The following is a 15,006-nucleotide window of genomic DNA, read 5'->3' on the forward strand; positions in this document are numbered from 1 at the left end:
TTGGCGAACATTTTCCTTTAAATGGGTAAAAAATGTTTAACTAGTCATAAAATAGCCCTTTCAGTAATTTCATATTTGAAATTATCGATGAATATGAGACAATAGAATGCTAGAAAGGAAGATGTACGAAAGATGACGACCTTACAAAAAATAACGCCTGTCTTTGATCCATGGGAAGCTTATATAGACGTGGAGCAACATGGACAGATGACACTCTCAAATATTGAATTTACAACAACTACACTTTGTAATATGCGTTGCGCACACTGTGCGGTTGGCTATACGCTACAAAATAAAGACCCCGAGGCATTGCCGATTGACTTAATTCTCCAACGGCTAGATGAAATACCTCATTTAAAAACGCTTAGTATCACAGGTGGCGAACCGATGATGTCTAAGAAATCCGTTCAAAGCTATGTATTGCCTTTATTGAAATATGCGCATGAACGAGGCGTGCGAACACAAATCAACTCCAATTTAACATTGGAGCCTGCACGTTATTTACTAATTGCCCCTTATTTAGATGTCCTTCATATTTCACATAACTGGGGTACAATCGATGAATTCGTGGAAACAGGCTTTGCCATGATGGAGCGCAAACCTACTTATGACCAACGTGCAGCTCTATTTCAACGCATGATTGATAACTCAAAAATGCTTGCGGAACATGGTGTAATGGTTTCAGCTGAAACCATGCTAAACAAAAAAACTTTACCGTACTTAGAACATATTCATAACCAAATCATCCATGAAATGAAATGTGCACGTCATGAGGTACATCCAATGTACCCATCAGATTTCGCTAGTGCTCTCACATCTCTGTCACTGGAGGAAACACGTGAAGCGATCCATCATCTACTAGATATTCGTGATGACAATACATGGATGTTATTCGGAACACTTCCATTTTACCCTTGCAGTGCGAATGAAGAAGATCAACGATTACTTCAACGTCTTCGTACAGCGAAAAATGTCACATTGCGTAACGACCCAGATGGCCGTTCACGTTTGAATATCAATATTTTTACGGGCGATGTCATCGTTACTGATTTCGGTGATACACCTGCTTTAGGTAATATTGTACATGATGAGCTTCCAACTATCTTTGATAAATGGATGGCAACTGATTTAGCTAAAACACTCAATTGTCATTGTCCAGCTGTTAAATGCCTAGGTCCTAACGTTTTAGTGAAAAATATGTATTATCGAGATCACACGTTTGTTAGTGGCTCTGCCCGCGTTTAAGCAACTCATAAAGTTAATAAAGAAAGAAACTCCCTTTTGAAGAATCTGTATCAAAAGGGAGTTTCCTTTTATTGTTTTAAAAAAATTTCTTAACTATGTATAAAAAATATGGCGCGGTCTATACTATTAAAGATTTCACTTCAAATCCTATGACTAGGAGGGTTAACCCGATGAGTGCGATTGATCGATAACTCAAAAGGACCATCAAAGCTGAGTAAAGTACAGTTCTTAGGAATATCTTAAGATTCTATGCAGAAGCGAGGCAGAGTGTCATGGAGTATTTAATGTAAGTGGTAATCGAACCCGGAAATTTATTTCCGGGTTTTTCTATTTTATGTACGTTAAAAAGCGTCAATCCTAATAAAAATCACCTCGAAGAGTTACAACGAGGTGATTTTGTTCTATAATAATTCCTCCGCTAGGAATTTATAGGTGTTTAAACGACTTGCTAATTCATATTGATTACAGTTCAGCATGACTTCATCAAAGCCATAATGTTCTTGTTCTTTCATTAAAAAAGCAGCAATATCCTTCGGTGTGCCGACAAGATTGGCTTTGCGATTATTGGCAATTGTCATTTTATCCATTTCAGTTAATGGATAATCCTTTGCTTCTTCAGGCGATATAGTTTGAATAATTTGCCCTTTCATAAGCTGAAGACGAGAAATATCGATTGGTTTTGCCAAGTACTCGGCTTCCTCTAAAGTAGGTGCCACCGTCGCCGCATAGGTCACAATGATTTGTGGTTTTTCCATATAATAAGAAGGCGTAAAATAGGCTTTGTAGGCATCAAAAATATCCTTCGACATATTACCCGTGAAAAACTGGGCATAGGAATAGCCTACACCTAGCTGTCCTGCCTGCATTGCACTTTGACCACTTGAACCTAGCAGCCACGCCTCAGGTAATGAACTATCAACTGGTGCCGCAACGACTTGATCATAGACATGCTCACCCGTTTTTTGGTTATTCATGAGCTTTAGTATAATTTCAAGCTTATCATATTGCTCAGTGAAGCGTTGTCTTCTTCCCTCTGCAAGCGCATAAATAGAGGCATGATCACCACCTGGCGCTCTCCCCACTCCGAAATCAATTCGATGAGGTGCTAAGCCTGACAATGTTTTAAAAACCTCTGCGATCTTATAGGGTGAATAATGCATCATCATGACCCCACCTGTCCCAATGCGCAGGCGCTTCGTTTTCGCAGCTAAAAAAGCAGCGGTTACTTCGGGAGCTGAGCTTGCTAGCGACTGACTATTATGGTGTTCAGCTAGCCACATACGATGATATCCAAGTTCTTCCCCTAATAACGCTAGTTGTTCTGTACGTTGGAAGGCTTCCTCTGCCGAATGACCTTTTGGTATAGGCATTTGATCTAAAATACTTAACTTCATTCAAAACATCCTCTCTGTCTGTAAGCTCCCCCTTTTAACTGTAATATAGTTCTGCTCATTTACAAAGCAAAAAACCTTACTCATAAGCTAGTTGTTTCATTTCCCATGTTTGATAGACCATGCCGACGAGTTTCTGTTTTTGTTCAGCATTTAGAACATTTTCATTAAACTTCATCGCACGAAGGGAAAATTGTTTTGTTTGTTCGTCAACAACGAATTGTAATATAGCATGTCCTTTTTCACCTTGAAACGTAATTTCACCTGATAATTCTATAACTTGCTCCCCTGTTTTCGCTTGATAATATCGCCAATATGGTTCAAAGAATGCGTAGTTAAATGCATTACGAACTGTGACGTCCGAAAAATTCTCCAAATAACCTTCTTTGACGATATCAATATACTCATGATCTGTTATATCTTTTTTTGCATTAAAGACATATCCAACAAGCATCCCCATAAATACGACACAGAGAAATACACGTATATGATTTGCTAAACTCATGTCATCACGTCCCCTTTACGTAAAAACACTATCATTTACATAATACATCAAATTTCTAACTCTAAGCAGAAAATATTTGTTTTTTATAGAAATTATACGAAAACCATTCGTTCGAAATCCGCAAAACTTTATAAAGAGTATTTACAGCCTAACCTCAGTTCGCTACTATCAGATTACTATGATAGAAAAGAGATGACCTGTTGTGCCATTTGATTTAGATCTAAATATTTTAGTCATTCTTATTGTATTTGGTTTTTTAGCAGCATTTATTGATTCAGTTGTTGGCGGTGGTGGACTCATTTCTTTACCAGCTCTTATGTTTGTAGGTCTCCCACCTTCTACAGCGGTGGCAACCAATAAATTAGCAGGTACAATGGGATCACTTACGAGTACTTTGACATTTTATCGCTCTGGCAAGCTTGATATTAAAGCGGTCTATAAGCTATTCCCCTTTGTCTTTTTCGGGTCTATGCTAGGTGCGTGGATTGTCCACTTAATGAATCCTAGTGTCCTAAAGCCGCTCATGCTCATTATGCTGGCTGCCGTAGCTATCTATACGATTTTTAAAAAAGATTGGGGAAGCATCACTACCTATAAAAAATTAACACCAAAACGTTATCTATTATTTGTAGTAGTTATTACAGTCATTGGTTTTTATGATGGCTTCTTGGGTCCTGGTACTGGTTCATTTTTATTATTTGCCTTTCTCATGGTTGGTTTTGATTTTTTACAATCAGCTGGTAATGCGAAATTTTTAAATTTCGGTAGTAATGTGGCAGCCCTTCTTATGTTTATATACTTAGGACAAATCAATTATGCCTATGGTTTACCAATGGGTCTTGCGCAAATTGCTGGGGCCATAGTCGGGTCAAAATTTGCGATTAAACGTGGCAGCGGTTATGTACGTAAGTTATTTATCGTTGTGACCATTCTATTACTCTTGAAAAATACATATGACTATTTCTCATAATCATCTGTTATGCTGACGTATGCCAACAGTATAGAAGGATAAAACTTATCTCATATTGGGGTAAGTTTTTTTTATGGTCATCAACTTTTTCCCTCATTTCGTACGTCTAGTACATGTATACAATTTGACAATGTTAAAAAAGGAGCTTCTTTGGACATGAAAACAAGAAATGCATTTCAACATGAAGAGGTGTTTGTCCAATTCATTCGTGAACAAAAAGAGCGTTTTTATTTGCTCGCGTATAGCTATACAAAAAATGAACAGGACGCACTAGATGTTGTACAGGACAGTATTCAAAAGGCCATGCTGTCATTAGATCGACTAGAAAATGTTGATTATATGAAAAGCTGGTTTTATAAAATAGTCGTTCGTACTTCCATTGATTTTTTACGAAAGCATAAACGCTTACAAGTAACTGATGATGATACTTTGCAATATTTAACCCCCGCTCAAGAGGATGTCTATGAAAACGTAGACCTAGAACATGCATTGGATGAGCTCCCGCAAATGTATCGAGAGGTTGTGATTCTTCATTATTTTGAGGATTTAAAGCTCGCAGACGTTGCGAATATCCTCGATATTAAGTTAAGTACAACCAAATCGCGTCTTTATAAAGCATTAAAACTATTGAAAATACAATTGGAAGATGTGAAGGGAGAAACTGCACATGGATAAAAAATTAAAAAATATAGAAAAACAATATACGGATGTTTCCATTCCTAAGGAATTAGACTTGGTGGTTGAACGAGCTTTGAAGCAAGGTCGGAAAAAGAAAAAGAACCGTACTCCTCAATGGTTGCTTGGCTCGGCAGCTGCAGCTATGCTATTTACAGCTAGTTTAAATGCGAGTCCAGCAATGGCTCGAACGCTATCTGACATACCTGTTGTAGGAAGTGTGGTCAAAGTATTAACTTGGACAGAATATGAGGTTGCAGAAGATAATTTTGATGCCAATATTAAAGTACCTGCTATTGAAAATCTAGATAATCAAGATCTTGCAAATTCGTTAAATGAAAAGTATCGTGCAGAAGGAAAAGCTCTCTACGATGAATTTATTACAGAAGTTGGTGATTTAAAGGCCAGTGGTATTGGTGGTCATTTAGGCGTTGATAGTGGCTTTGAAATTAAAACCGATAATGACCAAATTTTATCGATTGGTCGTTATGTAGTCAATACTGTCGGCTCATCCTCCACTGTCATGGAATACGATACTATTGATAAAGAAAACGAAATTTTAATTACTTTACCTATGCTCTTTAAAGATAAGAACTATATTGAAGCTATTAGTGAAAATATTAAGGAACAAATGCGTACACAAATGGCTGAATCCAATCAGGATAAAGTTTACTGGGTAAAGGGAGCTGGCCTGGCTGACGAAGAGTTGATGGAAGACTTTACAGCTATTCAACCAGATCAACAATTCTATATTTCTGATAAAGGTAAGTTAGTGATTTCATTCGATAAATATGAAGTGGCACCAGGTTTTATGGGCGTTGTGGAATTTGAAATCCCAACAGACGTCTTAAAAGATGAGCTTGTTAGCACAAAATATATCCATTAATTAAATAGGACTTAACGAGGTATTTGAAGATAACACCATCAAATACCTCGTTTTTTCATGGCCATTAACCCATTTTTTGCTTATAAAGCTACAGTTTTTTGTCTAAGCTTATATGTATCAATCAATGTTAGAGGGTTTTCATCATGAAAAGTGTAGGATCCATCAGTATTTTACATGTAATCTTCTTATCCATGACCGTTATTGGCTTAAAAAATCATGTGACTATTATTCCTCCACTGCTAGATGCCGCCAAAAGAGATGGCTGGCTTTCTGTACTATTTTCTGGGGGTATACTTTTCTTTTGGTTATTTTTATTAGTTTACATCCAAAAAAAATCAAAACAAGAACCTATTCGAGACTGGCTCAACGAAAAAGTGGGAAAAGTCGCTTCTTCTATTGTCATCTATATTGTTGCCATTTTTTTATTGATTATCGCAGCTTTTACAATGGTAGAAACATTACAATGGGTAAATACCACGTTTTTACCACAGACACCGGTCCTAATATTACTGTTTGTTTATACCATTCTTTGCATTTTACTAGTGACAACTAGCTTACAAACCATTGTTATTGTCAATGTTTTTGTATTATTTGGCGTTGTCATCCTTGGCTTTTTTGTTGCCTTTACCAATATACAAGTAAAGGATTATAGTTTGTTGCGCCCCTTTTTTGAGCATGGTTTTCAGCCCATTCTACATGGTATGATTTTTCCTGCTTCAGGGTTTATAGAGCTATTATTGCTATTATTTTTACAGCATCAATTTAAAGAACGACTTCGGTGGTATCACTTCACAATTATACTGGCTATCTTAATTGGTCTTACATTAGGTCCATTAATTGGAGCCATTACTGAATTTGGGCCAAGTGAAGCAGCGAAACAACGTTATCCCGCTTATGAAGAATGGGGATTAGTGACCATCGGACGTTATATTGAGCATTTAGACTTCTTCTCTATTTACCAATGGCTAACAGGGACCTTCATTCGTGTAAGTTTCCTTTTATACATTGTGGTAGATTTATTAAAAATGACTGGTGATCCAAAGCGTATTTGGCAAATGCTAGCTCCACCCTTTTTCATCATTTGTTTACCGTTAATTATGTTAAATGAAAGCTTATTTTTAAAGGTAAAGGGACATTATATTTTAAGTGCTACTTTTATTTTTTTATTGGCATTATCTATTTTTTTCATTGTCGTTGCTTACTTATCGGATAAATCTCCTAAAAAGGGGAAAACTGAAAAACAAGACATGAAAAGTGGTGAATCATAATGTCTCAGCAGGAGCATGAGTTAGATTTAAATACAATAAAAAAACTATTTCAAAAATCCGCAGATATACAATTTCAGGAATATAGCTTTAATGAACAGAAGGTACAATTTATAACTTGTGATGCCATGATTGATCAACAAATGCTGAACGGCGTTATTATTCAGCGGATTCAGTATTTATATGATCATTTGGATGAAGTTTCTTTTGAGGAAAATATAGCGAGGCATCTCCATATTCCAAGCCTTCAAAAAATCCAAGATAAGGAACAGCTTATTTCATCAGTTTATAGTGGCTTCCTTTTGCTGTATTTTGAGGAAGCTAATCTTTTATATGCAAGCAATATCGCTAAAAAACCTAATCGTAAGCCGGAAGAAACGCGTATGGAGGTTCTTGTTAAAGGACCCAGAGATAACTTTATTGAAGATATCCGCGTCAATATTGCTTTAATTAGAAAACGATTACCGACCAATTCATTTTGTGTAGAAAAGGTGGAACTTGGAAAACGCTCAAAAACAACTGTGGCCATCTTATACTTTGAAGATATTGTAGATATGGATATTCTGCACGGTATTAAGAAACAGCTAGCTGCGGTCGATACGGATATCGTTTTTAGTGGTGATTTATTGATGGAACGTGTTAATAAAAATTCAAAGTTATTTCCAAAGTTCGATTATACCGGGCGACCCGATTATGCCGTCCAAGCATTAGCAAGGGGACGCTTTATTATTTTCGTAGATGGTGTCGCATATGGCATTATCACACCTGTAAATCTTTTCTTATTATTGAAATCTGCCGAAGATAATGAGTATCCGATCATTTTTAGTTCTGTAGAACGAGTACTACGGATAATCGGTATTCTTATAGGGTTGCTACTACCTGCCTTTTGGCTTGCTTTAACAACCTATCATCAAAATCAATTACCATTACAATTACTAGCAACCGTTGTACAGGCCAAGGCTGGATTGCCTCTCCCTTCTTCACTTGAGATGCTCCTAATGCTTCTGATGTTTGAATTGTTCCGTGAAGCAGGGTTACGACTTCCTTCAGTTATTGGTGGAACCATCAGTGTTGTAGGTGGAATTATTATCGGAGATGCTGCAATTCGAGCAGGTGTAACAAGCCCCGAAATGATTGTTGTTATCGCCATCTCTACCATCGCTTCATTTACCTTGGTCAATCAATCACTTGTGACATCAGTCAGTATATTACGTATTGCTTTCATCCTAGCAAGCGCCTTTTTCGGATTATTTGGCTTTTTTGTTTCTTTATATTTGACACTTCTGTACTTGTGCAATATTCGAATTTACGGCTATTCTTACATGAACCTTGCGACAGATTTAAGGTGGTCCACCATCAAAAAATCTATTTTTCGCCTATCACCAAAAGGTTACGCGGAGCGTAATAAAGCCCTTGCACCTCAGGATTCAACCCGAACAGCCAATGGCCATCACGGAGAAAGTAGAGAGCAAGAAAATAACTAGCATCCCCTCAAATGTTGAGGAGATGCTAGTATTTTTGGCTACATCTTTTGTATGCTAACTTCAATGGTTTCTAAAATCGCTTCCCAATATCGCTTCATTTCTTCTCTCACTTGTTGATTGGAAAGATGTTCCTGATGGAAACTTATGGTCGTTTTATTACTTTCTTTAGAGAGGATTCGAATTTGTACGGTAGAAGGTCGTTGCCATCCCTCTTTTTGCCAAGTAAATCGAAGTTGCAGAAGTGGTTTGACAATCCGAATTTCTCCAGTTCCAGCCTTTGTATGATACTGACAACCAGGTACAAGAATTATATTTTCTCCTCCTCCAAACCATGCATTCAAACCTTCCTCTGCTGTAATAATTGACCATGCTTGCTGTTGTGAGATTGGGAACGTTTTTCTAACCCCTACTTGATATCCAACGGTTTTGGTAAGTCCTATACTTCTTTGTCTATCCATGTCTTAACCCCCATTTATTAATCTGTCATAAACTATTCACTACTAATAGTTCCTCCCCTCTTCTAAAAAATCCTTGTACAATTTTATTTATTTGATAAGTATATGAAAGCAGAAAAAGGCAGAAATGCTATCACACATTTCTGCCTTTTGTTGAATTGATTAACTTTAAGTCATCTCTACATAATCATTTTGAATGCTTTGTTTGTTTTGTCCCTTACGGAATTGGATGTGATGGAGCTTAGCAAAAATACCATTATGAGCCACTAGCTCATCATAAGTACCATCTTCCTCAATACCTTTTGGCGTCACAACCATTACCCGATCTGCGTTCCTTATAGTTGCCAGGCGATGGGCAATAACTAAAGTAGTACGGTTTTCAGCTAGCTCTGATAAAGATTGCTGAATAATCATCTCTGTTTCTGTATCTAACGCAGAAGTCGCTTCATCTAAAATTAAAATTGGTGGGTTTTTCAGGAACATACGAGCAATGGCTAATCGTTGTTTTTGTCCACCGGATAATTTCAAGCCTCGTTCCCCAATTTGCGTATCATACCCCTCTGGTAGCTCTGCGATGAATGCTTCTAAATGGGCCTTTTTTGCCGCTTCTCGAATTTCTTCTTCACTGGCGTTTAGCTTTCCATAGGCAATATTCTCACGAATTGTCCCTGTAAATAAGAAGACATCCTGCTGTACAATACCAATTTGAGATCGTAAGGAAGCCTGGGTCATATTGCGAATATCGATGCCATCAATCGAAATAGCACCTTTTGAAACTTCATAGAAGCGAGGAATTAACGAACAAATGGTCGTTTTACCAGCACCCGATGGACCGACAAACGCAATGGTTTGTCCAGCCTTTACATCAAATGAAATATCTTTTAACACCTGTTTTGATGCATCGTAATTGAAGTGAACATTGTTGAAGGAAATATTACCATCTAAATGGTTAATAACCTTCGCATTTTCACGATCTTGAATTTCTGGTTCCTGCTCAATTAATTCACGGAATCGCTTGAAGCCAGCCATTCCCTTTGGATAAAGCTCTAATAAAGCACTAATCTTATCTATTGGTTTAATGAGTACATTGGTATATAAAACAAAGCTCACTAGCTCCCCGTAAGATAATTTCCCATTAAAGCTGAGCCAAGCGCCGACCACTAACACCATTAATGTAAGGAGGCGTGTCATCATGTAAATAGTCGAGTTAGTTCCTGCCATTATTTTATAGGCATATAATTTAGCCGCACGGAAAAATCCATTTTGCTCCTCAAAGCGTTTAATTTCAAAATCTTCATTTGTAAAGGATTTCACAACACGGACACCGGATACACTATCCTCTACACGTCCGTTAACATCAGCAATTTTGCCATACATCGTTTTCCAAGCATTGTTCATTTTTATATTACTAAATGTCACAAGCCATGTTAAAAATGGCACCATAATCGCTGCAATTAAAGCGAGTGTTGGATTCACATTAAACATTATGGCAAAGGCCCCAACAAAGGTCATAATGGCAATAAATAAATCCTCAGGTCCGTGATGGGCAAATTCCCCAATGTCAAATAAATCATTAGTAATGCGGCTCATTATATGACCTGTTTTAGTATTATCAAAGAATCGGAATGATTGCCTTTGTACATGCGTAAATAATTCCTGACGCATATCTGTCTCAATATTAGTCCCCAATTTATGACCTAAATAGTTCACGATAAAATTTAATAATGTACTTATTGCATACAGTAGCAGCAATAATACACTTATTTTTACAATCATTCCCCAATCGCCGGTTGGTAATAATTCATCAATAAACCACTGAACGGCTAATGGAAAGGCAAGCTCTAAAATGGCTACAATGATTGCACTTGAAAAATCGATGACAAACAATCGTTTATGCGGTTTATAATAGGAAAAAAATTTTCTATACATGTTTGTCTCCTTTCTAAGTTGTAAAAATTTCGCCTATCTTTTAATAGTACCATTTGTGCAAACGTAACGGAAAAGTATTTTTTCTCCATAGCAGTATATTTTTATTTACTTTCAATTTTTCTCATGCTATGATTGGTGTAAGAATTGAATAGCTTTTGACTTTATTGTCAAAGGGGAGTAGCTAGCAGATGCGATCGAAGCATCTGATTCACATTCGTCATTACATGGTTTCGTACCATCGGGTGTGATGGCATAATTTGTCTCACAGAACAATACTTTCTGTGCAACGAACAGTAAATTGCTTAGCAAGACCTTTGCCTATTTTTTAGGCAGGGGTCTTTTTCTTTTGCTTAAAATTGGGAAGAATATGTTAGAAGCAAACATTCATTTCTGTTCAACAATTAAAGGAGGAAACAAATTTGGAGGCAATTATTTTAGAATACGCATGGGTACTCGTCGTATTAATTGTATTAGAAGGTTTGTTGGCAGCTGACAACGCAGTCGTAATGGCAGTTATGGTTAAGCATTTACCAAAAGCACAACAACAAAAAGCTTTATTATATGGATTAGTGGGGGCGTTTGTTTTCCGCTTCGCCGCATTATTCCTTATTACAACGCTTGTTAATTTCTGGCAGATCCAAGCAATAGGTGCTGCTTATCTATTGTTTATGTCTATTAAGCATATTTATGATTCACGGAAGGCATCCCAAAACTCCGAAGAAATCCAAGAGCCGAAGAAACAATCTGGCTTCTGGATGACAGTTGTAAAAGTGGAGCTTGCTGATATCGCGTTCGCGGTGGATTCTATCCTAGCTGCGGTTGCTATTGCCGTAACATTACCACATCTCGGCGATTTTGATATTGGTGGCATTAATGCAGGACAATTCGCCGTTATGTTCTTAGGCGGCCTTATTGGGGTCATCATGATGCGATTTGCGGCTCGTTGGTTCGTAAAAGTTCTTGATAAATTCCCTTCATTGGAAACGGCTGCCTTCCTAATCGTTGGTTGGGTTGGTGTGAAATTAGCCGTGCTAACATTGGCACATGAAAAACTAGGGGTTATTCCACATGAGTTCCCACATTCTACAATTTGGAAAGCGATATTCTGGATTGTCCTAGTAGCAATTGCCCTAGGTGGTTACTTAGTTGGGGTCAAAAATCAAAAGACTCAAGCACAATAGTGATGAAAAAAATCGCCACGACCTATGTCGAGGCGATTTTCTTCTTTACGGGTAAGATTTTATTTTATAGCCAGTCCCTCTCCTATGCCACAAATCTACACATCTTTGCTACCTCACTAGTGGCCCTATCCCACTACCCAACTAACACTTGGCTATACATACGACAAATAGGAAGAAGTATAAATTTTCTAATTGAGAACTAATATCAATTAAGTTTTGCACATTTTCCCATGAAATTTAAAATTTTTGTATGAAGAACTAATAACGCTGTATACTAGTGAAGAAGGCATTTACTGCAAAAGGAGGAAAACTTTTATGTTATCTGAAAAACTACACACAGCACTTAACGAACAAATGAATTTTGAATTTTACTCGGCTCATGCTTACATGGCAATGGCGGCTTATTGCACAGACCAGGATTACGATGGCTTCGCTAACTTCTTTTTAGTACAAGCCGAAGAAGAACGCTTCCATGCGATGAAGTTTTATAACTTCTTAAGTGATATGGGCTACCGTGCAACAATTCAAGGCTTTGAGAGCCCAGGCAATCATTTTGAATCGATTTTAGATGCCTTTAAAACAGCTCTTTCTCATGAAAAAGAAGTGACGCGCCGTATTTATAATTTATCAGATATCGCTTTAGATGAACGTGAGCATGCGACGATGGCGTTTTTAAAATGGTTCATCGATGAGCAGGTGGAGGAAGAATCTACATTTGATACATTAATTCGTAAAATCGAACGTATCGAAAACGACTCCAACGCTATCTTTATGCTAGATGCAGAATTAGCTACGCGTACATTTACGCCTGATGCACAGGCATAATATATGGGAAAATTTAGCTAAAAGTAACAATGGCTACGAAGTTTCATCCAAGATACTTCGTAGCTTTTGTTATTTTAGGCATTAGATATACTAAAGCTATAGCTATTTTTTATAAGAAACATGTCTTTTCTTCTTTATGATGCATCGGGTTCTCGAACTTCTCCATCAAATGCAGCCCGATAAATAGCATAAATATCTTCTCGTTCTAATGGCATCGGACTTCGAGCTAAAATTCTTGTTTGCTTTGTTGCATCATCTGTTAATTGTTCTAAAGCTTCTTCTGGAATATCAAATCCCTTTAATGTGGAAGGAATATTCACATCTTGAACGAGCTGTTGTAAGGCATCCACACATTTATAGGAAGCCTCTTCTTGTGATAAGTAGGCAGATGATAAACCCATGGCATCTAAAATATCTTTCATTCGTTTTTCACAGCTTTGACGAATATACCCCATGACATAGGGTAATAGTACGGCGTTGGAATCGCCATGAGCTATATGAAATTGTCCTCCCAATGGATAGGCTAACGCATGAACACCGGCTACTCCAGCATTGAAGAAGGCTAATCCTGCTAAATAACTACCGTAGCTCATATCTGAACGCGCCTGCTTATTTTCCCCTTCCAGTACAGCTGTACGAATAGAGCCACTGATTAAGCGAATGGCCTGCAATGCAAGGGAATCTGTTACTTCATTGGCATTGACTGAAACATATGCCTCAATGGCATGTGTTAAAGCATCAACCCCCGTTGCAGCTGTTACCTTTGGTGGTAATGAAATCGTTAGCTCTGGGTCTACAATCGCACTGTCCGCCAATAAGTAGTCATGTGTCACAACGTCTTTTGTTGTGTCCAGGGACAGGACAGAAATATTTGTCACTTCTGAGCCTGTTCCAGATGTAGTTGGGATTAAAATTTTAGGTAATCCTTTTTGTTCAAGCGCCTTTGTGCCTGTTAAATTTAAATAATCCGCTACTTTCCCATCATGGACTGCTAAAACAGCAGCAAGCTTAGCTAAATCAAGAGCACTTCCTCCACCTAAACCGATGACAAGATCAAATTGATGTTTTCTAGTAAAATCAACTAGTTTTTCTCCAATAGCAAGTGGGGGCTCTGGGGCAATATCTGTATAAATGGTCGTCGCATATCCTTTTGAAAGCAAGGGCTGTTGAACTTTATCTGTTAGCCCTAATTCCTTTAAAAATGGGTCTGTGACAATTAAAATATTTGTAGCCTTCAATCTTTCTACTTCAGGCAGAAGCTGATTTAAACATCCCCAACCTGTATAGCTTACAGGCGTAAAGGTTAATTTATGCATGGCCTCTCTACTCCTATCTATTCATAATATCCTTCTGTCGATTTTCTAAATGATTTAAATTGGACAGGATCATGGCCAAACCAAACCTGTGAATTCGTTTCATTGGCAAGTCGGCGAATGCGTTCAACTGTTGAATTATAGCCAACCGAATCATAAATAATGCCTGGTGGCTTAACAGGTGGACCAAAGCTTTCTGCTGTGTAGATGGCATCTGACGCTAAAATAATTCCACCTGATTCTGGCATCTGAATATGCAGACCAAGCATCCCCCAAGCATGTCCACTACCAAAATTTAATACTTGAATACCTTCTGCCAGCTTCACATTATCTTCACCACGTTTAATAAGACGCCATTGTAGATTATTTTTAATCCACATATCAATGTCTCCCCAAATATAGGCACCGTCTTTGACATTTCTTGCATATGTTTGTAATGTGCCGTTAAACTCATCTTCTTGCACAATGATCGTCGCATTCGTAAATAATTCTAAGCAGCCTGCATGGTCGAGATGCAAGTGGGATGCCACAACAAATTTGATATCTTCAGGGCGAACGTTTAATTCTTCTAATCGATGATGTAAATAGCATTCTTCTGGCATATTAATAGGGAACGCTTTTTGTGTAAATTCCCCCCAACGTCCATCGGGCCCCATAGCATTTGGATTACACGCCGTATCAAATAAAATTTTGCCCTCTGGATGATCGATAAGTACTGTGTAAACAGGGAATTCTACAAATTCATTTGGTTGATTTGGATGATCGATTGTTGCTGGATTGTGCATGGCAATCATATAATTCTTATCCATTCGCATCGTACCGTTGTCCATTACATACAATTTTGGGTGTTGTTTGATCATTTTCATGTTTCCCATCTCCATT

Annotated in this window: 14 protein-coding genes; 8 read left to right on the forward strand and 6 right to left on the reverse strand. The window is 37.7% G+C overall.

What is annotated here, in order from left to right; translation table 11 throughout:
- The first annotated feature begins 132 nt into the window (after positions 1-132).
- Positions 133-1,245: a radical SAM/CxCxxxxC motif protein YfkAB gene (gene yfkAB, locus AC3CH7_RS09840; protein WP_012294920.1), complete on the forward strand. Its 1,113-nt coding sequence runs from the start codon at positions 133-135 to the stop codon at positions 1,243-1,245.
- A gap of 401 nt (positions 1,246-1,646) precedes the next feature.
- On the opposite strand, the gene AC3CH7_RS09845 is transcribed toward yfkAB, so the two are convergent.
- Together AC3CH7_RS09845 and AC3CH7_RS09850 are read right to left on the reverse strand one after the other, a co-directional pair.
- Complete coding sequence (locus tag AC3CH7_RS09845) at positions 1,647-2,639, reverse strand: LLM class flavin-dependent oxidoreductase (RefSeq protein ID WP_031416215.1); 993 nt, start codon at positions 2,637-2,639, stop codon at positions 1,647-1,649.
- A 76-nt stretch (positions 2,640-2,715) separates the two neighbouring features.
- Positions 2,716-3,141 (reverse strand): hypothetical protein, encoded by a 426-nt coding sequence (locus AC3CH7_RS09850; protein ID WP_036162020.1) that lies wholly within the window; start codon positions 3,139-3,141, stop codon positions 2,716-2,718.
- A gap of 202 nt (positions 3,142-3,343) precedes the next feature.
- Here AC3CH7_RS09850 and AC3CH7_RS09855 point away from each other — a divergent pair, with 202 nt between their 5' ends.
- From AC3CH7_RS09855 to AC3CH7_RS09875, 5 genes are all read left to right on the forward strand, one after another.
- The gene (locus AC3CH7_RS09855) at positions 3,344-4,111 is read left to right on the forward strand and encodes a TSUP family transporter (RefSeq protein WP_036162021.1); all 768 of its coding nucleotides are present in this window, start codon (positions 3,344-3,346) and stop codon (positions 4,109-4,111) included.
- 156 nt (positions 4,112-4,267) lie between these two features.
- Positions 4,268-4,786 carry an RNA polymerase sigma factor SigV gene (gene sigV, locus AC3CH7_RS09860; protein WP_012294925.1) on the forward strand — a complete coding sequence of 173 codons (519 nt, stop codon included), beginning with the start codon at positions 4,268-4,270 and terminating at the stop codon, positions 4,784-4,786.
- Complete coding sequence (rsiV, locus tag AC3CH7_RS09865; RefSeq protein WP_036216742.1) at positions 4,779-5,672, forward strand: anti-sigma-V factor RsiV; 894 nt, start codon at positions 4,779-4,781, stop codon at positions 5,670-5,672. The genes sigV and rsiV overlap by 8 nt, the downstream gene beginning before the upstream one ends.
- A 143-nt stretch (positions 5,673-5,815) precedes the next feature.
- Positions 5,816-6,940 carry an endospore germination permease gene (locus AC3CH7_RS09870; protein WP_012294927.1) on the forward strand — a complete coding sequence of 375 codons (1,125 nt, stop codon included), beginning with the start codon at positions 5,816-5,818 and terminating at the stop codon, positions 6,938-6,940.
- Positions 6,940-8,421: a spore germination protein gene (locus AC3CH7_RS09875; RefSeq protein ID WP_488381714.1), complete on the forward strand. Its 1,482-nt coding sequence runs from the start codon at positions 6,940-6,942 to the stop codon at positions 8,419-8,421. The genes AC3CH7_RS09870 and AC3CH7_RS09875 overlap by 1 nt, the downstream gene beginning before the upstream one ends.
- 38 nt (positions 8,422-8,459) lie before the next feature.
- Here the strand turns inward: AC3CH7_RS09875 and AC3CH7_RS09880 are convergent, their stop codons facing one another.
- Entirely contained in the window at positions 8,460-8,879 is a 420-nt protein-coding gene (locus tag AC3CH7_RS09880; RefSeq protein WP_036164045.1) for an SRPBCC family protein, read from the reverse strand.
- Between the two features lie 165 nt (positions 8,880-9,044).
- Positions 9,045-10,805 (reverse strand): ABC transporter ATP-binding protein, encoded by a 1,761-nt coding sequence (locus tag AC3CH7_RS09885; RefSeq protein WP_488381715.1) that lies wholly within the window; start codon positions 10,803-10,805, stop codon positions 9,045-9,047.
- A gap of 419 nt (positions 10,806-11,224) precedes the next feature.
- Between AC3CH7_RS09885 and AC3CH7_RS09890 the strand changes: the two genes are divergently transcribed.
- Both AC3CH7_RS09890 and AC3CH7_RS09895 read left to right on the forward strand, forming a co-directional pair.
- Complete coding sequence (locus AC3CH7_RS09890; RefSeq protein WP_031416224.1) at positions 11,225-11,986, forward strand: TerC family protein; 762 nt, start codon at positions 11,225-11,227, stop codon at positions 11,984-11,986.
- Positions 11,987-12,301: 315 nt separating this feature from the next.
- Positions 12,302-12,811 (forward strand): ferritin, encoded by a 510-nt coding sequence (locus AC3CH7_RS09895; protein WP_031416225.1) that lies wholly within the window; start codon positions 12,302-12,304, stop codon positions 12,809-12,811.
- Between the two features lie 134 nt (positions 12,812-12,945).
- Here the strand turns inward: AC3CH7_RS09895 and AC3CH7_RS09900 are convergent, their stop codons facing one another.
- Entirely contained in the window at positions 12,946-14,127 is a 1,182-nt protein-coding gene (locus tag AC3CH7_RS09900; RefSeq protein ID WP_031416226.1) for an iron-containing alcohol dehydrogenase, read from the reverse strand.
- Between the two features lie 17 nt (positions 14,128-14,144).
- Complete coding sequence (gene ahlS / locus AC3CH7_RS09905; protein ID WP_373561624.1) at positions 14,145-14,990, reverse strand: AhlS family quorum-quenching N-acyl homoserine lactonase; 846 nt, start codon at positions 14,988-14,990, stop codon at positions 14,145-14,147.
- Between the last annotated feature and the right edge of the window lie 16 nt (positions 14,991-15,006).

The sequence above is a fragment of the Lysinibacillus sp. F12 genome, assembly GCF_057773605.1.